This is a genomic window from Lysobacter niastensis (assembly GCF_015453285.1).
In the GTDB taxonomy this organism is placed as follows: Bacteria; Pseudomonadota; Gammaproteobacteria; order Xanthomonadales; family Xanthomonadaceae; genus Lysobacter_J; species Lysobacter_J niastensis.
Genome location: NZ_JADLZT010000002.1, coordinates 131,376 through 152,048 on the forward strand (window position 1 = coordinate 131,376; position 20,673 = coordinate 152,048).

General features: G+C 67.9%; 19 protein-coding genes. 5 read left to right on the plus strand and 14 right to left on the minus strand.

Annotated elements, in window-relative coordinates:
- Window positions 1-32: 32 nt before the first annotated feature.
- Window positions 33-2,423 carry a S9 family peptidase gene (locus IU514_RS03310; protein ID WP_228760465.1) on the plus strand — a complete coding sequence of 797 codons (2,391 nt, stop codon included), beginning with the start codon at window positions 33-35 and terminating at the stop codon, window positions 2,421-2,423.
- A gap of 68 nt (window positions 2,424-2,491) precedes the next feature.
- On the opposite strand, the gene IU514_RS03315 is transcribed toward IU514_RS03310, so the two are convergent.
- From IU514_RS03315 to IU514_RS03330, 4 genes are all read right to left on the minus strand, one after another.
- Window positions 2,492-3,388, minus strand: coding sequence for a DUF2950 domain-containing protein (locus tag IU514_RS03315; protein WP_194929655.1), 897 nt, complete (start codon window positions 3,386-3,388; stop codon window positions 2,492-2,494).
- Between the two features lie 30 nt (window positions 3,389-3,418).
- Window positions 3,419-4,828 (minus strand): DUF3300 domain-containing protein, encoded by a 1,410-nt coding sequence (locus tag IU514_RS03320; RefSeq protein ID WP_194929656.1) that lies wholly within the window; start codon window positions 4,826-4,828, stop codon window positions 3,419-3,421.
- Window positions 4,829-4,992: 164 nt separating this feature from the next.
- A complete protein-coding gene (locus IU514_RS03325) occupies window positions 4,993-5,901 on the minus strand; it encodes a DUF2950 domain-containing protein (protein ID WP_194929657.1) in 909 nt (302 codons plus the stop codon).
- Window positions 5,902-5,912: 11 nt separating this feature from the next.
- The gene (locus IU514_RS03330; RefSeq protein ID WP_194929658.1) at window positions 5,913-7,580 is read right to left on the minus strand and encodes a DUF3300 domain-containing protein; all 1,668 of its coding nucleotides are present in this window, start codon (window positions 7,578-7,580) and stop codon (window positions 5,913-5,915) included.
- Window positions 7,581-7,692: 112 nt separating this feature from the next.
- Here IU514_RS03330 and hemF point away from each other — a divergent pair, with 112 nt between their 5' ends.
- Entirely contained in the window at window positions 7,693-8,619 is a 927-nt protein-coding gene (hemF, locus tag IU514_RS03335; protein WP_194929659.1) for an oxygen-dependent coproporphyrinogen oxidase, read from the plus strand.
- Between the two features lie 18 nt (window positions 8,620-8,637).
- On the opposite strand, the gene IU514_RS03340 is transcribed toward hemF, so the two are convergent.
- Together IU514_RS03340 and IU514_RS03345 are read right to left on the minus strand one after the other, a co-directional pair.
- A complete protein-coding gene (locus tag IU514_RS03340; protein WP_194929660.1) occupies window positions 8,638-9,132 on the minus strand; it encodes a DUF421 domain-containing protein in 495 nt (164 codons plus the stop codon).
- A gap of 47 nt (window positions 9,133-9,179) precedes the next feature.
- Window positions 9,180-9,518 carry a P-II family nitrogen regulator gene (locus tag IU514_RS03345; RefSeq protein ID WP_194929661.1) on the minus strand — a complete coding sequence of 113 codons (339 nt, stop codon included), beginning with the start codon at window positions 9,516-9,518 and terminating at the stop codon, window positions 9,180-9,182.
- A 295-nt stretch (window positions 9,519-9,813) separates the two neighbouring features.
- Between IU514_RS03345 and ubiK the strand changes: the two genes are divergently transcribed.
- Both ubiK and IU514_RS03355 read left to right on the plus strand, forming a co-directional pair.
- On the plus strand, window positions 9,814-10,089 hold the full coding sequence (gene ubiK, locus IU514_RS03350; protein WP_194929662.1) for a ubiquinone biosynthesis accessory factor UbiK: 276 nt from the start codon (window positions 9,814-9,816) through the stop codon (window positions 10,087-10,089).
- An 11-nt stretch (window positions 10,090-10,100) separates the two neighbouring features.
- The gene (locus IU514_RS03355) at window positions 10,101-11,612 is read left to right on the plus strand and encodes a YifB family Mg chelatase-like AAA ATPase (protein ID WP_194929663.1); all 1,512 of its coding nucleotides are present in this window, start codon (window positions 10,101-10,103) and stop codon (window positions 11,610-11,612) included.
- A 48-nt stretch (window positions 11,613-11,660) separates the two neighbouring features.
- Here IU514_RS03355 and IU514_RS03360 read toward each other — a convergent pair whose 3' ends face one another.
- From IU514_RS03360 to IU514_RS03380, 5 genes are all read right to left on the minus strand, one after another.
- Window positions 11,661-12,122: a hypothetical protein gene (locus tag IU514_RS03360; protein WP_194929664.1), complete on the minus strand. Its 462-nt coding sequence runs from the start codon at window positions 12,120-12,122 to the stop codon at window positions 11,661-11,663.
- Between the two features lie 44 nt (window positions 12,123-12,166).
- Window positions 12,167-12,661, minus strand: coding sequence for a hypothetical protein (locus IU514_RS03365; protein ID WP_194929665.1), 495 nt, complete (start codon window positions 12,659-12,661; stop codon window positions 12,167-12,169).
- Window positions 12,662-12,726: 65 nt separating this feature from the next.
- Window positions 12,727-13,188: a hypothetical protein gene (locus tag IU514_RS03370; protein WP_194929666.1), complete on the minus strand. Its 462-nt coding sequence runs from the start codon at window positions 13,186-13,188 to the stop codon at window positions 12,727-12,729.
- 184 nt (window positions 13,189-13,372) lie between these two features.
- Window positions 13,373-13,894, minus strand: a complete 522-nt coding sequence (locus IU514_RS03375; RefSeq protein WP_194929667.1) for a hypothetical protein — start codon at window positions 13,892-13,894, stop codon at window positions 13,373-13,375.
- Between the two features lie 54 nt (window positions 13,895-13,948).
- Window positions 13,949-15,115, minus strand: coding sequence for a putative peptide maturation dehydrogenase (locus IU514_RS03380; RefSeq protein ID WP_194929668.1), 1,167 nt, complete (start codon window positions 15,113-15,115; stop codon window positions 13,949-13,951).
- Between the two features lie 127 nt (window positions 15,116-15,242).
- Here IU514_RS03380 and IU514_RS03385 point away from each other — a divergent pair, with 127 nt between their 5' ends.
- Window positions 15,243-15,578 carry an NHLP-related RiPP peptide gene (locus IU514_RS03385; protein ID WP_194929669.1) on the plus strand — a complete coding sequence of 112 codons (336 nt, stop codon included), beginning with the start codon at window positions 15,243-15,245 and terminating at the stop codon, window positions 15,576-15,578.
- On the opposite strand, the gene IU514_RS03390 is transcribed toward IU514_RS03385, so the two are convergent.
- From IU514_RS03390 to aceA, 3 genes are all read right to left on the minus strand, one after another.
- Entirely contained in the window at window positions 15,533-18,118 is a 2,586-nt protein-coding gene (locus tag IU514_RS03390; RefSeq protein WP_194929670.1) for a putative peptide modification system cyclase, read from the minus strand. The two genes, IU514_RS03385 and IU514_RS03390, sit on opposite strands and share 46 nt — an antisense overlap.
- Before the next feature lie 26 nt (window positions 18,119-18,144).
- On the minus strand, window positions 18,145-19,191 hold the full coding sequence (locus IU514_RS03395; protein ID WP_194929671.1) for a diguanylate cyclase domain-containing protein: 1,047 nt from the start codon (window positions 19,189-19,191) through the stop codon (window positions 18,145-18,147).
- 170 nt (window positions 19,192-19,361) lie between these two features.
- Window positions 19,362-20,663 (minus strand): isocitrate lyase, encoded by a 1,302-nt coding sequence (gene aceA / locus IU514_RS03400; protein ID WP_194929672.1) that lies wholly within the window; start codon window positions 20,661-20,663, stop codon window positions 19,362-19,364.
- Window positions 20,664-20,673: the final 10 nt, after the last annotated feature.

The window sequence follows — 20,673 nt, forward strand, 5'->3', positions numbered from 1 at the left end:
TTGTCCCATCGACCCGAGCTGCCCGACCGCACATGCGCCTGACACCGATCGCTTCCGCCGTTGCCCTGACCGCCCTGCTGCTCGCCCCGCAGGCGCAGGCGCAGACTCCCGCTTCCACCAGCGTGATCACCCTCGACCAGGCCATGGCCGATCCGGACTGGATCGGGCCGGCCGTCGAACAGGCCTGGTGGGCCTGGGACGGCCAGCACGTCCAGTACCAGCTCAAGCGCGAAGGCGCGACGATCCGCGACACCTGGCAGCAGGGCCTGGCGGCTGGCGGCGCGGCCAGGGTCGAAGGCGCCGCGCGCGCGGAACTGGATGCCACCAGCCCGGTGTTCGACGCCCAGCGCACCCGCATGGCTTTCGTCCGCAACGGCGACGTGTTCGTGCGCGACCTGCGCAGCGGCGCGCTGACCCAGGTCACGCGCAGCAACGAGGCCGACTCGCAGCCGCAGTGGAGCCATGACGGCAACCTCGTGTTCCGCAGCGGCGAGACGTGGTCGCAGTGGCGCGCCGGGCAGGGCGTGAGCCAGGCCGCCGTGGTCAAGGCCGAGAAGGATCCGGCTGCCGCCCCGAAGGCCGACGACCTGCGCGAGCGCCAGCTGGCGATGATCGCGACGCTGAAGAACGATCGCGCCCAGCGCGACGCCGCGCGCGCGCAGGACAGCGAATGGCGCAGCGCCGATCCGACCCGCGCGCCGGCCCCTGCGTACCTGGGCGACGACGTGAAGATCGTCGACAGCGCGCTGTCGCCGGATGCGAAGTGGATGCTGGTGGTGACACAGGCCAAGAGCGGCGACGAAGGCCAGGCCAGCAAGATGCCCAAGTACGTGACCGAGTCGGGTTACGAAGAGTTCGAGGAGGCACGCACGCGCGTCGGCCGCAATGCGCCGCTGCCGCAGAAGCTGTGGCTGGTCGACGTCGCCGGTGCCAAGGCTACCGAGCTGAAGTTCGACGCGCTGCCCGGCATCGGCGAAGACCCGCTCGCGGCGATGCGCAAGGCCGCCAAGAAGGACCCGCTGAAGGGCAATCGCGAGGTGCGCGTCGGCGACGGCAACAGCCCTGCCATCCACTGGAGCGATGACGGCCGCAATGCCGCCGTGCTCATCCGCGCGGTCGACAACAAGGATCGTTGGCTTGCAACGGTCACGCCCGCGACCGGCGACCTCGCCAACGCGAAGCTCGTCACGCGCGACCGCCTCACCGACAAGGCCTGGATCAACTGGGGCTTCAACGAGTTCGGCTGGACGCCTGACAACACGCTGTGGTTCCTCTCCGAGCGCAGCGGTTACTCGCACCTGTACCTCAACGACGGCGGCAAGGCGCGCGCGCTGACCTCGGGCAAGTGGGAGGTGTCCGCACCGCAGCTGTCGGCCGACGGCAAGGGCTTCTATTTCGTCTGCAACCAGAAGTGGCCGGGCGATTACGAAGTCTGCTTCGTCGACCGCAACGGCGGTGGCGTGCGCGAAGTCACCGCGCTCGACGGCGTCGAGGACTTCTCGCTGTCGCCGGACGGCGCGAAGCTGCTGGTGCGCCACTCCGACAGCTACACGCCGCCGCAGCTGGCAGTGGTCAACGCCAACGGCGACGGCGTCGTGCAGCTGACCGACACGCGCAAGCCGGAGTTCAGGAATCGCGAGTGGATCGAACCCGAGTACGTGCAGGTGCCGAGCAAGCATGGTGCCGGCGTGGTGTGGGGCAAGTTCTACGGCCCGAAGAACTATGAGGCCGGCCGCAAGTATCCGATCGTGATGTTCGTGCACGGTGCGGGCTACCTGCAGAACGTGTCCGACCGTTACCCGAACTACTTCCGCGAGCAGATGTTCCACAACCTGCTGGTTCAGCAGGGCTACGTCGTGCTCGACCTCGACTACCGCGCCAGCGAAGGCTATGGCCGCGACTGGCGCACCGCGATCTACCGCAACATGGGCCATCCGGAGCTCGAGGATTACCTGGACGGCCTGGACTGGCTGGTCGCCAACAAGCAGGGCGACCGTGATCGCGCTGGCATTTACGGCGGCAGCTACGGCGGCTTCATGACGTTCATGGCGCTGTTCCGCTCGCCGGGCACGTTCAAGGCCGGCGCCGCGCTGCGCCCCGTGGTGGACTGGTCCCAGTACAACCACGAGTACACCAGCAACATCCTCAACACGCCGGTGCTCGATCCGGAGGCCTACAAGACCTCCTCGCCGATCGAGTACGCCGACAAGCTGCAGGACAACCTGCTGATCGCGCACGGCATGATCGACGACAACGTGTTCTTCAAGGACTCGGTGATGCTGACGCAGAAGCTGATCGAGCTGCGCAAGGACAAGTGGGAGATCGCGCCGTATCCGCTGGAGCGCCATGGCTTCACGCATCCGGACGCTTGGTACGACGAGTACCGCCGGATCTACGAGCTGTTCCAGCGCACGCTGAAGTAAGCGAGTCCTGGCTTCGCAAACAGGAACGCCGCGACGATGACGTCGCGGCGTTCCTGTTTTTCATCCTGTCACGGCTTTGCGGCGGCAGTTTCATCCTTGCTGGCTTCCTTCCAGCTGCTGTCCGGATCGAACTTCGTCATCGCCCGCGCCACCTTGTCGGTGTCCGGCCCGATGTCCTTTTCGAAGACGTCGCCTTCGTGGCTGATCATGAACGTCATGACGCCGCTGTCGCCGTACCGTGCTGGCCACGCCACCAGTGCGAAACCGCGGCTCATCTTTCCGCCCAGCTGGTAGTCGTAGGCGCCACCGGGAGCCGACGTACCCTGCGCGGTGAGGATGCGGTAGTGGTAGCCCTCCCACTCGCCCTGCGGCGTGTCATCGCCGAACAGCGGTCCCAGCGGGCTTTCCTCGCCATCGTCGGCCCAGTACAGGCCGTCGTGCTTGCCGTCGCTGCTGAGGAACTTCTGCGCATATTCGAGCACGCCATCGCCGTTGCGATCGGCCGAGGCATAGTCCATCTGCGCATCGTGGTAGGCGAGCGCGGCCTGCATGGCGGCGAGCTCGTTGCGTCCGATGCGCCGCGCACGGATTTCGGGTTCGCCGGCCTTGAGATCGAAGGCCCAGCCGCCGCTCCCTTTCACCAGCGGAACCGGCAGCGTCCACGCGTCCTTGCCGACCGCGAGGACGGCGCGGTCCGGCGCAGGTTTCTCGAACGCGTGATGCTCCCGGTAGCGGGCGAGGAAGGCATCTACGTCGTCTCGTTCGACGCTGCCGGACGGAATGACGCTCTGCCATTGCGGCCCGAGCACGGCGTCGAGGCGGGCGGCATCGGCGTCCTTCGTTCCTAGTGCGGCGACCAGCGCGTCAGCCGCGGCGTCAGGCGTGGGATACGACTGCTGCGCCTGCGCCGCGGTCGCCAGCAGCGCGAAGCAGGTCATCGAAAGCAGGCGGATGGTTGCGATCATGGACGGTCTCCTTGCTCTGCGACGGCTGGCTCAGCGACGGCGCGCGCCACCGCCACCACGCGAGGGGCGCGACACGGGACGGCCACCGCCGCGCGAACTCGAGGGACGCTGCGACGACTGATAGCTGCCGTGCCCCCTGCTCGCGTTCGATCGCGACTGGCTGGGATTGCGCGATCCCGAAAACGCGTTGTTGTCTTGCGCGGCTCGCGATCCGGAATAGGCATCACGTGAACCCTGGCGTGCCTGCGCGTTGGATTGCGATGGACGCTGCGCGTCGCCGGTGCGTCCTTGCCGCGCGGAAGCCTGGTCGCGCGAACGCGGCTGCTGGGCGATGTCGCGCGACGCCTGGCCGGCCCGTTGCTGGGCCTCGCGGTTGCTGGCGGCCGGGGGTTGGATTCCGCGCTGCTCCATCGATTGCCGTGCGCGATCGCGATCGGCCGTGCGCGCGCCGTCGCGGCCGCGGTACTGGTCGCGCTGCCCCGCGCCGTCCAGTTGCCGTCCGTACTGCTCGCGGCTGGCGCGATCGCGGTACGGCACGCCATCTCGATTGGCGGCATTGTGGCGCCAGGTGTTGTCGCCGCGGTTGATCTGGCGGTTGCTGTTGAAGTTGTTGTAACGGTCGACGTCGATATCGATGTCGCCGCCCCCCCAGTTGCAGTTGCCCCACAGCGCGCCGCCCACGGCGACGCCGATGCCGAAGCTGAAGAGCGCCGCGCCCGGGTAGTAGTACGCCGGCGGCGGGTAGTAGTAGGGCGGGTACGACGGATAGGCCCAACTGCCGTACACCACGCTGGGGTTGTAGCTGGGCACGTAGACGACTTCGGGATTGGTCGGCTCGATGACGATGGTCTGCGACGCCGGCTGCGTGGTCGTCGTGGTGGCGCCAGCCGCCGGCGGGGGTGCCGGCTGCGTGGTCACTTTCTGCTGCTCGTTCGATTTCAGGTTGCCGGCCGCTTCGGCCTGGCGGCGCAACCGCTGCACCGAATCCATCACCGCTTCCGGCTGTGCCAGGAAGGCATCGCCCATCTTCTGCACCCAGGACGGGTCCTGGCCGAGCACCGCGAGTAGCTGCGGGAACGCCACCAGCGATTGCACGCTCGGGTCCCACGCTTCGTTGGCCACTTGCTTCACGGCGGCTTCGCCCTTCGCATCGGGATGCGCTTTCGACCACTTCACGGCGTCGGCGACGTCACCGGGATAGGTCGAGGCCATCAGGACCTGGGCGAGCAGCGAATCCGGATACAGCGCGACCTGCGCCATCATCTGGTCGAGCTCTTCGTTGCTGAACGTCTTCTCCGCCGGCGTCGATGCCGCTGTGGCCGATTGTGCGATCGCGGCCACGGAGAGCGAGGGCGAGGTGCGCGTGACGGGCGAGCCGTGCGCGCCGGCAGCCGACACAAGCAGCATGACCGCCAGGAAACGAGGTCCGTAAGTACGCATCGGAGTCCCTCCATCGCGAGCAAGGCAAGCTTGCGCCGCTCTTGCTGAATACCACGACCTTGTCGCCCCCATGGCGCGGTATTCCGCACCGGATTCGACACTGTGGACGGCGCCCGTGGCGATCGCCGTCCACTTCACCGCTGGCGCTGGACGAGCCGCCGCAATCAGGGTTGCGCCGACGCCGTCGTGCCCTCCGGCACTTCCTTCCAGCTGCTGTCCGGATCGAACTTCGTCATCGCCTTGGCGAGCTTTTCGCTGCCAGGCCCCATGTCCTTCTCGAACACCTCGCCGTCGTGGCTGATCATGAAGCTCATGACGCCGGTGTCGCCGTACTTGGCCGGCCACGCGACCAGCGCGAACCCGCGGCTCATGTTCTTGCCGAGGATGTAGTTGTAAGCACCGCCGGGCGCCGACGGACCTTGCGCGGTCAGGATGCGGTAGTGGTAGCCGTGCCAGTCGCTGCCGGGCGATGCATCGGCGAACAACGGCCCGAGCGGGCTGATCTCACCGCTGTCGTCGTCGGACCAGTACAGGCCGTCGTGCAGGCCGTCGGTACTGAGGATCTTCTGCGCGTACTCGAGCACGCCATCACCGTCGCGATCGACCTCGGCGTACTCCATCTGCGCATCGTCGTAGGCGCGCGCCGACTCCACCGTGGCCAGTTCATTGCGGCCGATGCGGCGCTCGCGGATCACCTCGGAACCAGCGCGGGTATCGAACTTCCACCCATTGCCCGACTTGGCCAGCGGGATCGGAAACTTCCAGCCATCCTTGCCCACCGAGAGGAATGCCTGGCCCTCAGGCGTGGACTCGAAGGAATGGCTCTGTCTGTATCCGCTGAGGAATGCGTCGACATCGCTGCGATCGACGCCCTCGGTCGGAATGTAGCTCTGCCAGTCCTTGCCGAGCAGCGCGGCGAGCTTCTGCGCGTCGGCCTTCTGCGTGCCGAGCGCCGCGACCAGCGCGTCGGCGGCTTCCTGCTGGCTGGGATACGCCTGCTGCGCCTGCACCAGCGGTGCCGCCGCGGCGATCGCCAGCGCGATGGTGAGCTTGAGCGTGCGGTTCGTCTTCATGGCTCCCCTCCTCAACGACGATGCCCACCGCCGCTACGCTGCGGCGCCGAGCGGGACTGGCGTGCGACCTGTTGTCCACCACCACCACGCGAGCCCTGCGGCCGGCTCGCGGAGGCGTGGCTGGACCGGCCGCGATCGGCTTGCGCGCGCGACTGCGACGGGTTGTGCGCACCGGAGAACGCATTGTTCTGGGGCGCCTGGCGCGAGGCCTGCTGGCGGCGAGCGGAGTCGCGTGCCTGCGTGTTGCCCTGGCGTTGCTGATGCTTCTGCCCACCCGCACGGCTTTGGGCCTGCGCGCGGTCACGCGCGGCCTGTCCTGATTGCGCGCGCTGGCGATCCTGCGCCTGCGAGCGATCGCGAGCCGCTTGTCCCGATTGCGCCCGCTGCCGGTCCTGCGCCTGCGCGCGATCGCGCGTCGCACCGGCCTGCTGGCGCTGCCGATCCTGCGCCTGCGCCCGCTCGGTGCTCTGACGGGCACGATCACGCGCCTGGTCGCGCGACTGGTTGTCGCGCAGATCCCGCTGCGCCGTCTGCGCGCGATCGCGAGCGGAGCGGTCGGCACTGCCCGGACGCTCGATGCCGCGCTGCTCCATCGACTGTCTCGCTTTCGCACGCTGGTCGGCACGTGCCGGGTCGTCGCCGCGAAACGCATCGCGCCGTCCGCTGTCGTTGAGCTGGCGCCCGTACTGTTCGCGGCTGGCGCGGTCGCGGTACGGCACGCCGTTGCGATTGGCGGCGTTGTGGCTCCAGTTGTTCGAATTGATCTGGCGGTTGGTATTGATGTTGTTGTAGCGGTTGACGTCGATATCGACGTCGCCGCCGCCCCAGCCGCCACCCCAGTCGCAATCGCCCCACAGCGCATTGGTGATGGCGATGCCGGTGCCGAAGGCAAGGCCGGTCATCAACGCGCTGCCGGCGTAGTAGCCCGGCGGCGGCGGATAGTAGGCCGGCGGATACGACGGATAGGCCCAGGTCCCGTACACGGTGGTCGGGTTGTAGCTGGGCACGTAGACCGTTTCGGGATTGCTCGGCTCGATGATGATGGTCGGCGAGGACTGGGTCTGGACCTCCTCGACGACCGCGCCGGTCGAAGGCGCGGATGCGGGCGGCGGCGCGGCGGTGGGAGGCTCCACCGTGACCTTCTGGTATTCATTCGACGCCAGGTTGCCGGCGGCTTGCGCCTGCCGGCGCAGCCGCTGCACGGCGTCCATGACGTCGTCCGGCTGCGCCAGGAACGCATCGCCCAGCCGTTGCACCCAGGCCGGATCCTGGCCGAGCGTGGCCAGCGCCTGCGGGAACGCCACCAGCGACTGCACGCTGGGATCCCAGGGCTGCGAGGCGACCTGAGTGACCGCGGCGTCGCCCTTGGCGTCCGGATGCGCCTTCGACCAGGCGACCGCGTCGGCCACGTTGCCGGGATAGGTCGATGCCATCAGCACCTGCGCCAGCAGCGAGTCCGGGTACAGCGCGATCGGCGCGACCATCTGGTCCAGTTCTTCCTGGCTGAATACCTTCTCGCTTGGCGCCGGTGCGGGCGCGGCGGCGGGCGGCGGGGCGGCGGGCGCCGGCTGGGCGGCCGGAGGCGGGGTCGCGGCGGTCGTCGCCGGAGGCGTCGGCTCTTTCGAGCAGGCGGCCAGGGCAAGTACGACCAGAGCGAGCGTTCGACGACGAATGCGCATGGCCTTCTCCCACGCAGGCAGCGGAGTTCCGAATCAAGGGTTTCAACGGCGCACGGCCCCTGAACCGGGCGGCGGCTATCATGCGCGCCGTCCCCGCTATGGCCTCGTGAACATGACCGCGCCAGATTCCGGCTTCGATGCCGTCCGCGAATACCTGACCGGTCTGCAGGACCGTATCTGCGCCGCCATCGAAGGTGCCGACGGGCGTGCCCGCTTCGCCGAGGACCGCTGGCAGCGCGCCGAAGGTGGCGGCGGCCGCACGCGCATCCTGCGCGACGGCGCCGTGTTCGAGCAGGCCGGCATCGGCTTTTCCGACGTGTCCGGCACCAAGCTGCCGCCGTCGGCGACGGCGGCGCGGCCGGAACTGGCCGGCGCCTCGTGGCGCGCGGTCGGCGTGTCGCTGGTGTTCCATCCGAACAACCCGTACCTGCCGACCACGCACGCCAACGTCCGCCATTTCCGCGCGATCCGCGACGGCGAGACCGTGGCCTGGTGGTTCGGCGGCGGCTTCGACCTGACACCGTTCTATCCGTTCGACGACGACGTGCTGCACTGGCACCGCACCGCGCGCGGGCTGTGCGAGCCGTTCGGCGCGAAGGCGCGTTACGAGAAGCACAAGCACTGGTGCGACGAGTACTTCTTCCTCAAGCACCGCAACGAGACGCGCGGCGTCGGCGGCCTGTTCTTCGACGACCTGCACGAGGACTTCGACCGCGACTTCGCCTACATGCGCGCGGTCGGCGACGGTTTCCTCGACGCCTACCTGCCGCTGGTGGCGCGCCGCAAGGACACGCCGTACGGCGAGCGCGAGCGCCAGTTCCAGCTCTACCGCCGAGGCCGCTACGTCGAGTTCAACCTGGTGTTCGACCGCGGCACGCTGTTCGGCTTGCAGTCCGGCGGCCGCACCGAGTCGATCCTGATGAGCCTGCCGCCGCTGGTGCGCTGGGAGTACGGCTTCGCGCCGGAAGCGGATTCTGCCGAGGCGAAGCTCGCCGATTACCTGCGTCCCCGCGACTGGCTGGGCGAACTCGGCGCTTGATGCCCGGCGCGCGCGGCCTCAACCCGCAGCATTCTTTTCGGAATCGCGCGTCAGGATCGTGATGTGGCCGTTGGTTTCCAGCAGCGCGAGATGGACATGATTGACATCGCTGCAGCCGGCCTCGCGCATCGCCTTGGCGAAATCGTCGCGACTGACCAGCTCGCGCTTCAGCACGTCGCGGAACACGTGTCCGTTGCGAGCGAGCACCACCGGCTCGCCCTCCAGCAGGCGCTCCACCTTCTGGCTGCGTGAGGCGAAGAACCCGACCAGCCAGTTCAGCGTGATGAGCGTGGCCGCCAGCAGCAAACCGCCGGCGATCGAGCTGTCCTCGCCCAGCAACGCGTTCTGGACGGCGTTGCCGAGCAGCACGATCAGCAGCATGTCGAAGGCGGTGAACTGCCCCATCGTGCGCTTGCCGGACAGGCGGATCATCGCCAGCAGCACGCCGTAGACCACGACCGCACGCAGCACGAACTCCCACCACGGCATGCTGAGCTGCAGCAATTGGCTCATCACGTCCTCCGTTGCGCGTGGGGCACCGGCCAGCGCCGGCTCCGGTGTTACAGCGCGTCCGAATCGACCTCGCCGGTGCGGATGCGCACCGCACGCTCCAGGTCCCAGACGAAGATCTTGCCGTCGCCGATCTTGCCGGTGCCGGCCGCCTTCATGATCGCCTCGACCACGGCATCGGCCTGGTCGTCGGTGACGGCCACTTCCAGCTTGATCTTGGGCAGGAAATCGACCACGTACTCCGCGCCCCGGTAGAGCTCGGTGTGACCCTTCTGCCGCCCGAAGCCCTTCACCTCGGTGGCGGTGATGCCGGCGACTCCGGCCTCGGCCAGCGCCTCGCGGACGTCGTCGAGCTTGAACGGCTTGATCACCGCCATGACCATCTTCATTGCATGTCTCCAATATTCCGGCGGCAGGATAGCGCGAGGCCGCCCCTGCGCCAGCGGGGTGTCGAGAACATCCCGTCGACGCGGCCAGGCAGACGCGTCGCGCATGCTGGCCTCGGCGAGTCCGGGCGTGAACCGGACCCGCGATTTGAACGTCGACTGGGATGGGCGCCCTTCAACAAGCTGCTAGAGTGGCGCCCCCCACCGCACCACCCTTTTCCGACAAGGGCCCGCGGCTGGCGCCTACGGCGGCATCACATCCGCCCCGCCATGCTCGGTCCCAATGCCGGAGGACATCATGATCGACCTCACCCAAATCGACGAACTGGCCCGCCGCCTCAGTGGACTGGTTCCCCCTGGCGTGCGTGAGAGCCGCGAGGAACTGCAGCAGAACTTCAAGGCGGTCCTGCAGTCGGGGCTGGCCAAGCTCGATCTGGTGACGCGTGAGGAATTCGACGTGCAGCGGGCCGTGCTGATGCGCACCCGCGAGAAGCTGGAAGAACTGCAGCGCGCGGTGGCCGACCTGGAAACGCAGATCGGCACCGGTACCGGCGGACAGACGCCCCGCCACTGAGGCCCCCACCGATGAACCTGGCACTCGTGCACAGCCGTGCGCGATCGGGGGTCCGTGCGCCTGCGGTTCGCGTGGAGGTGCATCTGGGCGGCGGGTTGCCGGCGATGTCGATCGTCGGCCTGCCCGAAGCGGCGGTCCGCGAAGCGCGCGACCGGGTGCGTGCCGCGATCCAGTGCGCCCAGTTCGAGTTCCCGGCGCGGCGCATCACCATCAACCTGGCACCCGCTGACCTGCCCAAGGATGGCGGCCGCTTCGACCTGGCCATCGCGCTGGGCATCCTCGCCGCCAGCGGCCAGGTGCCGCTGGAGCCACTGGAGCAGTACGAGTTCCTCGGTGAGCTTGGCCTGACCGGCGAGCTGCGCGCGGTCGATGGCGTGCTGCCCGCCGCACTGGCTGCCGCCGAGGCCGGACGCGGACTGGTGATTCCGGCCGGCAACGGTCCGGAAGCCGCCCTGGCCAGTCGCGTCGAAGCCTGCACGGCGCGGACGCTGCTGGAAGTCTGTGCCCTGCTGCACGGGCGCAAGGCGCTGCCGCGCGCGCAGGCCGACATGCTTCCCCGCAATCCCGGCCCCGACCTCGCCGACGTGCGCGGCCAGACCCAGGCGCGACGCGCATTGGAGGTTGCCGCGGCCGGGGCGCATCACCTGCTTCTCGTCGGACCACCGGGCTGCGGCAAGACCCTGCTCGCCTCGCGCCTGCCCGGCCTGTTGCCGGAGGCCTCGGAGGCCGAAGCCCTGGAAACGGCGGCGATCGCCTCGATCAGCGGCCGCGGCATCGATCCAGCCCGCTGGCGCGAGCGCCCGTTCCGGGCGCCGCACCACACGGCCAGCGCGGTGGCGCTGGTGGGCGGAGGGGCCGATCCGCGTCCAGGCGAGATCTCGCTGGCGCACCAGGGCGTGCTGTTCCTCGACGAACTGCCGGAGTGGGACCGTCGCGCACTGGAGGTGCTGCGGGAGCCGCTCGAATCCGGCGTCGTCACCGTCTCGCGCGCGGCGCGCAGCTCGGAGTTCCCGGCACGGTTCCAACTGGTCGCGGCAATGAACCCGTGTCCCTGCGGCTGGGCCGGCGATGCCAGTGGGCGCTGTCGCTGCAGCCCGGATGCGATCCGTCGCTACCGCGCACGCATCTCGGGCCCGCTGCTCGATCGCATCGACCTGCACATCGACGTTCCGCGGCTGCCGGCTGCGGACCTCCGGCCCGATGCGAGTCCGAGCGAGCCGAGCTCGCAGGTGCGCGAGCGCGTGGCCGACGCACGCCAGCGCCAGCAGCACCGCGCCGGCAAGCCGAATGCCCAGCTCGACCAGGCCGCGACCGCCGCCCACTGCCGGCTGTCCGAACGCGATCACGCGCTGCTCGAACGCGCCGTCGATACGCTGCAACTGTCGGCGCGTTCGATGCACCGGATACTGCGCGTCGCACGCACCATCGCCGATCTCGCTGGCCAGGCCGACATCCAGCGGGAGCACCTTGGCGAGGCGATCGGTTACCGGCGCGCCTGGGCGGGCGCGACGGCGTCCTCGTGATTTGCTCCTGACAAAGCAGGGCCGGCATGGCGCCGGCCCCGCAAACCCTCAGCCGCAGTTGACGCCGCAGACCTTGGGACGCTCGAGGAAATCGCGGGCGCCTTCGCGCGCTTCGCGCATCTCGGCTTCGGTACCGCAACGGGTCACGTTGACCTTGGTGCCGGAGACGCGTTCGCGCCAGCACACGTTCTGGTTGTCGCGAGCGGCCCGTGTGTTCTGCACCTCGGCGTTGATGCGCTCCAGCGCGTTCTCCAGGCGAACCTGCTCCTCGACCGTCAGCTGGCCCAGGCCAGTCTTGCCTTCGGTCACGGCGAACACTTCCACCTGCGCCTTGCGGATCTGGTTGACCTGGCGCGTGGTCAGGCCGTCGGTGCGACCCGCGTCGATGTCGGCTTTCAGCTCGTTCTGCTGCTTCAGGATCAACTGCAGGCCGCTCTCGGCCGTTACCGGCTCACCGGCCAGGGCAGCCAACGGCAACAACAACCAAAGGCATAGCGTGAGTCGTTTCATGGTCTCCTCCTGTTGAGACGTAAGTCCTTACTTCCGTATCGCCGTCAACGCTGACCGATGGGACTGCGGGCATTGCCTCCGCAGTCGACTCCCGCCCCCAGGTTGCCGCAGACGCTCGGCTCGCCCTTCCAGTCGTCCGCGCCCTGGCGGATCTGCTGGATCTCGGCGACCGTCGCGCAGCGCGTCTTCGGAATCGTCGAACCCAGTTTGTGCTCGCGCCAGCATTTCTGCTTGTCGGCTTCGTTGCTGGTGAGGACGGCCTTGACCTCCTCGATGGCGTTGAACAACTCGACCTGCTGGCCGGGCTTGAGCTGGTCCAGCGATGTCACGCCATCGAGCAGCGTGAAGATGCGGTCCTGCGCCGCATGCATCCGGGCCAACGCTTCACGATCGAAGCGCGAATAAGCACCGGTCGAACTTTCCGACTCGGTGCGGATCTCGCGTTGCTGGTCGAGGATCTGCACCAGCTTGTCGGCGTTGGCGAATGCCGGAAGCGATGCGCACAGCGAAAGAACAAGGACGACGACGGACACTTTCATGGGAGGTGCCTCCATCGCCAGGCGGGCTCACGGGCCCGCCGGCATCCAACGGTTGGGGGGACGTATCAGTTGTTCTTGCAGTCCGAGCAGATGCCGCCGGCGTCCATCATGTTGCGCGCGGCTTCGCGCTCTTCGCGCCACTGGCCGGCGGTCTTGCAGATGCGCTCTTTGCGGGTGCTGCCGAGGATCGCACGACGCTCGCAGACGATGCGCTCGTCCGCGGAGTTGTTGGCGACAGACTCGATCCATTCGAGGGTGTTGAACACCTCGGTTTTCTGCTGCTCGTTCAGCTCGTCGGTCGATTGCTTGCCATCGAGCATGTTGAGCATGCGCGACTGCTTCGCCAGCAGTTCGCTGCGCTCGGATGCGGACAGGTCGTCATACGGAGCCTTGCGCGACTCCACATCGACACGGATCTTGGCCTGCTCGGTCTTGATGTCATCGATCAGCAGGACACTGCGGTCGACCGAGGCCATGGCGGCCGTCGACATCAGCAGCAACGAAAGCACGAACACACCTATCTTCATGGCAACCTCGGGCGGGGGAAAACGTGACTTGCGACAAGTTAGCTCGCCGCCCCCCTCGCCACAACACCCCGCGAAGGCGCCCGCGACGCCCCAAAACCCGCCGCCAGCGCGTTCACGCTCGCTCTCACAAAGCTGAACAAAAAAGGCGGCCAGGAGGCCGCCTTTTTTCTTGGGATTGGCCCAATCAACGCTGGCCGAACGGGTCCCCGTGCTCCATGCGCTCGCGCGCCTCCTCACGGAAGCGGCGATCATCCGCGACGGTGCGGCAAACGCGCGTGATGCGCGTGGTGCCGATCACCTTCTCGCGATGGCAGATCATCCGCTCGTCATCGGTACCGTTGATGGCCGCCTCGATGTACTCGAGCGTATTGAACGCTTCGATGCGCTGCGGCTCGCTGAGATCATCGGTGGACGTCTTGCCCTTGAGCATTTCCATCAGGCCGGCCTGCTTGGAGAGCAGATCGACGCGCTTGGAGGCGGGGATGTTCTTGTAACGCCCCGTGCCGGCAATCACGCCATCCCGGATCTCTGCCTGCTGCTCGAGAATGGGGGCAATAGCCATCGGCTTGCGCTCGACGGCCTGCGCCGATGCACCGGCCGCAACGATGACGAAAAGCACACTGAACAAAAACGAACGCATCCTGGGAACTCCCTGTCGTTGGATATGGGTCGAGAAAATATCGGCGAACCTTAGCGGCCCCTTCACGCCGTGTCATGTGCCGTGTTGGAGGCGCTCCGGACAGTCCCGACGGACCCAGGCTCAGGCCGCCGTCCACACCGTTCCGGCCGGGTCCAGCTCCGCCGTTTCCATGACCTCGCCGCGCCAGCCGAAGCCGCAGATCGCGAGGGCGCCCTGGTGGATCGGGTCCAGCCCGAAGGCCTGTTCCAGCTCCTTCTCGTTGATCGCGCCGGTGATGAATGCGCCCAGGCCGGCCTCGGTCGCGGCCAGGTAGAGCGTCTGCGAGAGGTGGCCGGCTTCCAGCGCCACCACCCGGTAGCCCTTGGCATGGTGGCGGTACTTCCAGAAAGTCCGGTCGAAGCGCGGCGACAAGAGCACCATCACATGCGCGTCGGCGAACCAGTGCTGCTGCGCGACCATGTCCATCATGAACTCGCGCAGCGGCTTGTCCGCGCCGGACATCGGCTCCAGCGCGTGGTGTTGCGCGTGGTAGTGGTACAGGCCGGGCACGACGCCTTCGACGTGCTGCACCATCAGGTAGCACTCCATCGGATGCAGGCCGCCGCCGGAGGGCACGTTCTTCTTCAGGAACACGGTGTCGTCGCTGACCCGCACCTCGGCCTGCGCGGCGAACACGCGCTGCAGCAGCTGCGCGAACAGCTCGAGCGGCAGCTTGCGGTTCGCGTCGAAATTGCGGCAGGTGACGCGGCGGGCGAGCAGGTCGTCGAATGCGTTCGCGGCGATGCGAGGCAACATCAATCGCCCATCCTCGTCGCTGCGCACTTCCGCCTCGATGGGCGGCGCGCCCAGCACCTCGCGCATCTGCGCAGCGGTCTCGGTGCCGCTGTCTTTCATGTTCTGCACGGTGTCCACACCGCTCCAGCGGGTGAATGCGTGCAGCGTTGCGGCGAGCGGGTGCCAGTAGGTATTGCGCAGGACTTCGTCACGCTCGCGCATGACGGCGTGTTCCGCGGCATCGCAAATCAGCAGCCCCTCCTCGACCAGGCGATCGATGACGGATCGCGGTGCCGGCACCTCGTCGATGCGAACCCACTCGGAAGGGCCCAGCACTCCGAGACACTCGCGCGCATCGGCATCGACTTCCATCTCGCGGTCCAGGTGCGGTGCCAACGCCATCCAACGCCGCCGCCGGATCAGGCCGTCGCCTCCGGACAGCAGTTGTTCCCACTCGAAGCGGACCTCTTCCCGCGGCTCCAGGAACAGCACCGCGCATCGCCGAACTCGCATCTCTTCCCCAGAGCCGAACAGTTCCCCCAAGGTTATCGCGCCACTGCCAGCGCGTGATGGTTGTCGCAGAAAGATTCGGCGGTTAGATTCGCGAAGCCGGCGAAATGGCCGGGACAGGGGAATGGGGATGACCAACGAGAACAGGACCGCACCGCTGGATGCGGCGGTAGCCGACAAACTGTTGAATCTGCTAAGCAGCGACGATTCGTTCCGGGATCACTTCAGCCGCGACCCGGTGGCGGCGCTGGAGACCATCGGGTACAAACGCCCGGCACCCCAGTCGAAGCCGGAAGGCAGCGCGCAGCCGGAGTTGTTCGTAACCTGCTGCGTCAAGCAGCTCGCTTCAAAGGAAGCGATCTCCACGGCGCGTGCCGAGATCCGCGGCATGCTTCTGACCGGGCTCAACCACACCACGCCTCAGTTGGACGCGAATCCCAGCGACGACCGCCGCACTTTGAAGTGACCGTTCAGAGCCTCGGCCGGCCACAACCGGTCGAAGCTCGCGGCCGCCCGGGCAGCACCTGCGTTGTCCCCGGCAGCGTGGAGCAGTTCTGCCTGGCGCAGCACCGCAAGATTCGAGTCAGCGACATTCAACGCCTGCAGGCACTGCCCGCAACCCTGCTCGATGTAGGCCAGGCCACGTCGTTGTTGCAGCCATTTCGACTGCTCCAACGCACGTGCCCGCTCAGGTCCGGCCGCATAGGCCTCCATCAGCGCTACGCGCGTCTGATATCGCTCATTTCCGGTGATTAGCGGCAGCAGGATCGCAACCGCTTCGCCGGGCTTTCCACCCAGACGCAGCTCCTCGGCACGCAGCACCGCCATCTGCTCGCTCAGCTTCGGATGTCGCATCAGCTGCTCGTGCCGGGCGAGTGCCCGCTGGACTTCGCCGCTGATGGCGCGGTCGTCCAACCTCAGTCCCAGCATCGCGGCGGACATCGCCAGTCCCGCATCACCGACGGCATCGCCACTACCGGAATCCAGCGAAGCCAGCGAAGCCCGCATGGCGCTCGATGCCTTGCCCAGGGCCGCTGCGCGGTCGCCGGCGAGCCAATCCGCCACTGCGGCAGGCATAAGGAATGATCGAGCGTCGAACCCGTCCTGCCCTTGGAGCAACCTGAGTGCCGCGCCCGCCTGGCGTTGCGCCTCGCTCCAACGCCCCTGGTCGATGGCCAGGCTGGTACGGTCGAGATAGGCGTAGACATCATTCGCCGGGGCGGTGCCGAGCAGGCGCGCGGCGCTGGCGTACCGGCGCTGCGCGGCCTCGACGTCCGCCTGGCGTCGCAGACTGTTCTTGAACCCACGGATGGTGGCCTGGTCGAACGCCGTGGCGGCAAGCTCATACTGCTCGAGCCCCAGACGCACACGGCCCACCACGTCGTAGCCGATCGCCGCCAACTCGTTCTGCGGCGACGTATTGCGGATGGCAAACGGCAGCGCCTCCGCCAGGCGGTTCTGCCAATTGAGGCCCGCCGCGGCGTTGCCGTTGCCGGGCCAGAAGTCCGGATAGAGACTCGCCAGTTCGATCCAACGGTCGAGTGCCGCGCTGGGATCGTCGAACTCCGCCGCCCACGCGTCCAGGTACATGCGCTCACGTGTCGGGAGCCGCTGCTGCAGCGTCTGCGCGCGACGCAGCGGATCGACGGCCTGTGGGGCCTGCATGCTAGATACGCGGGCGCGCACCTGGCCCAACCAGGCCAGTGCAAACTGGGGGTCCAGATTGGTGGCGCTCGTATAGAGCTTCAGAGCATCGGCAAACGCCCCTCGGACGTAGGCTTTCTGCGCCAGCGCATAGGCACGCAGTGCGTCGAGGTTCACGGTCGTCACCTGCGGCAACGGTGCCGAGTCCTTCTCGATGGACTCCAAAGCCTCGCCCAGCTTGCCGCGCAGGGCTCCGGTTACGTCGTCGATCGAGGCGAGCGCGGACTGCGCGCCGTTGCCATCGGCCGACTCCGCATACACCGTCGCCTGCGTGTGCGGATCAATCACTTCCGCACTGACTCGCACGCGACCGCCCACCTCCGCCACGGTCGGCAGGATCACCGCGCGCGCGCCGTCGCGCAGCGCGATCTCGGATGCGATGGCACGGTCGAGCGTGGTATCGGGCGAGCGCTGCATGCGCGCCAGCGTGTCGCGCGCCTTCAGGTCGCTGAGCACGTTGACGTAGCGCGACTGCTCCAGGCTGATGCGGAATGCCTGCTCCAGCGAGTCGTCCAGCACGCTCTGGCCGGTCAGGTTGCGCAGGTCGGCGACGACGACCCAGTCGCGCTGGTTGAAGGCGATCGCCGGCTGCGGGCGTGTGACGAACCACGCGCCGACGCCGACCGCGGCAATCAGTGCGACTTCGGCGACCAGCGCGGCCGGTCGGCGCCACAGCGGGATGTCGCGCCAGGCCTTGGGTGTGTTCGGCGGCGCTCGCAGCGGCGCGATGCCGGGTTCGCCGACCTCGAAGATGTACTGCGACTCGGGCAAGCCCTTGAACCGCCAGCGGCCGAGCGATTTCCAGATCAGGTGCTGGCCACGCTCGCCGAGTTCACGCGCGGCGCGGTGCGCCAGCGGCTCGGCGACGGCCGACAGCAGGATCTGGCCGGGCCGCGCCATCGACATCAGGCGCGCCGCCATCGGCTTGGCCAGGCCTTCGACTTCCAGCGGCTTGGCGCCCAGCCGCACCGCGGTGTCGCTGTTGCGCCAGGTCAGCACTTCGCCGACGTGCAGGCCGGCGCGTGCGCGCAGCTCGAGGTTGCGCGAGCGACCGAGCATCTGCAGGCCGCGCTCGTAGTCGAGCGCGAAGCCAAGGCCGTCGATCGGACGTTCGAACAACAACAGCATGCCGTCGGAGCGATCAATCAGCCGTCCGCGCCATTGCTGCTGCAACTGCAGAACGAGGCCGTCGTGCTCGCGGAACAGGCCCGCGGCGGCGACATCGCCGATGCGCTCGACCAGAGAGGTCGAGTCGCACAGGTCGGTCAGCAGCAGGGTGCGCAGCTGCGGACCATCGGCCATGGTGCGTTGCGCCGCTTCCTTCATCGTCAGGTCTGGGCCGTCGCCGGCTCGTGCCAGTGGACGCGGTCGCCGCCGTCGCGCTTGGCGCTGTAGAGCGCGCTGTCGGCCAGCGCGTACCAATGGTCCCAGTCGCCGTCGGGGTCGATCAGGCATGCGCCGATGCTCACCGGGCAGATCAACGGCGGTTCCTGCCGCATCGCAGTCAGGCTCTGCACCGATCCGGTGATGTACTCGACGTAGCGGGCGACGTCCTCGTGCCGGTCAGAGGCGACCAGCAGGCAGAACTCGTCGCCACCGAGGCGGCAGGCCAGGTCGTACGGGCCGGCTACCGAACGCAGGATGCTCGCCACGCTCTGCAGCACGCGGTCGCCGGCGGCATGCCCGTACTCATCGTTGATCTGCTTGAAACTGTCGCAATCGATCAGCAGCAGCCCACCCCCTGGCGTCGCGCCGACCGAGCGGCTTTCCTGAAGGAACAGAGCCAGGCCACGGCGGTTGTACAGCCCGGTGAGCTCGTCGGTGCGGATCAGCTCTTCGGTGCGGTTGAGGCGGTGCGTCGTCGTGCGCAGGTTGTCCAGCGCGGCCTGCAGGTCGTAGTTGCGGCGGCGCAGGCGGCGGATCAGGCTCTGCTCGTTGCCCACCACGCGCATGATCGCGCGGCGCAGGAAGTGCGAAACACGCGCGGGGTCGCGATCGACCAGGCGCTGGAACTCCTCATGGCGCAGCTCCACCAGCAGACCTTCAGTGGCGGCGATCGCATCGGCGCTGCGGGCGTGGTCGCCCATCAGCAGGCCGAGCTCGCCGAAGAACTCGCACGGCCCCAGGCGCTTGCTGACGAGGTCGTCGCCGAAATCGAGATCGACCGAGCCCTGCGCGATCACGAACATCGTCGTGCCGAGTTCGCCACGGCGGAACAGCACCTGCCCGGCATCGACCCGGCGCATGCGGCCGAGCTCGGCGAACAGGTCGAACTCTTCGCTCGTGAGCGTGGTGCTCGCGATGTCGAGAGACGGCGCGAGCGTGGACGTGATCGATTGGCCGCTGTCCTGTTCGGCAGCGCTGTATTGCTTCATCCCACGACCCCGATTACGCGGCGTACGGCAGGATACACCGGCCCCCATGGCAACGGCAGGGGCGCGCGGCAGCGGACAGCGCGCGCGAATCGATCCACACGCAGATGCGGCGCGGTCACGACGCGACCGCGCCTCACCCTCCCCCTCGGACGGGGGAGCGCCCGGCAGAATCAGGCCGCGGCGGCCCGGCGCTCGTGGAACTGCTCTTCCTCGGTCGAGCCCTTCAGCGCGACGGTCGAGGACTGGCCGCCCTGGATGGTCTGGGTCACGGCGTCGAAGTAGCCGGTGCCGACCTCGCGCTGGTGCTTGACCGCGGTGAAACCCCTTTCGGCGGCGGCGAACTCGGCTTCCTGCAACTCGACGAACGCGCTCATCTGGCGGCGCGCATAGCCGTGCGCCAGGTTGAACATGCCGTAGTTGAGGCTGTGGAAGCCGGCCAGAGTGATGAACTGGAACTTGTAGCCGTAGCTCGCGATCTCCTTCTGGAAGCGCGCGATCGTGGCGTCGTCGAGGTTCTTCTTCCAGTTGAAGCTGGGCGAGCAGTTGTAGGCGAGCAGCTTGCCGGGGAACTTCGCGTGGATCGCCTCGGCGAACTTGCGTGCGAACTCCAGGTCCGGCTTGCCGGTCTCGCACCACACCAGGTCGGCGTACGGCGCGTAGGCCAGGCCGCGGCTGATCGCCTGGTCGATGCCGTTGCGCGTCTTGAAGAAGCCTTCGACGGTGCGCTCGCCGGTGCAGAACGGCTTGTCGTTGTCGTCGATGTCCGAAGTGATGAGATCGGCAGCCTCGGCATCGGTGCGCGCGACGATCAGCGTCGGCACGCCCATGACGTCGGCGGCCAGGCGCGCGGCGACCAGCTTCTCGACAGCTTCGCGGGTCGGCACCAGCACCTTGCCGCCCATGTGGCCGCACTTCTTCACCGAGGCGAGCTGGTCCTCGAAATGCACGCCGGAGGCACCGGCCTCGATCATGCCCTTCATCAGCTCGAACGCGTTGAGCACGCCGCCGAATCCGGCCTCGGCATCGGCCACGATCGGCTGCAGGAAGTCGATGTTGCCCGAGCCTTCCGCGCACTGGATCTGGTCGGCGCGCAGCAACGTGTTGTTGATGCGGCGCACGACCTGCGGCACCGAGTTGGCGGGGTACAGCGACTGGTCGGGGTACATCTCGCCGGCGATGTTGGCGTCGGCGGCGACCTGCCAGCCCGACAGGTAGATCGCCTTGAGGCCGGCCTTGACCTGCTGCATCGCCTGGTTGCCGGTCAGCGCGCCGAGCGCGTTGACGAAGGGCTCGCTGTGCAGTGAGTTCCACAGCTTCTGCGCGCCGAGCTTGGCGATGGTGTGCTCCACCGGCACCGTGCCGCGCAGCCGGACGACGTCCTGTGCGCAGTACGGGCGGGTGATGCCGGCCCAGCGCGGGTCATTGGCCCAGTCGTGGCGGAGTTGTTCAGCGGTCGGCAGTGCGGTGTTCATGGCGGCGTTC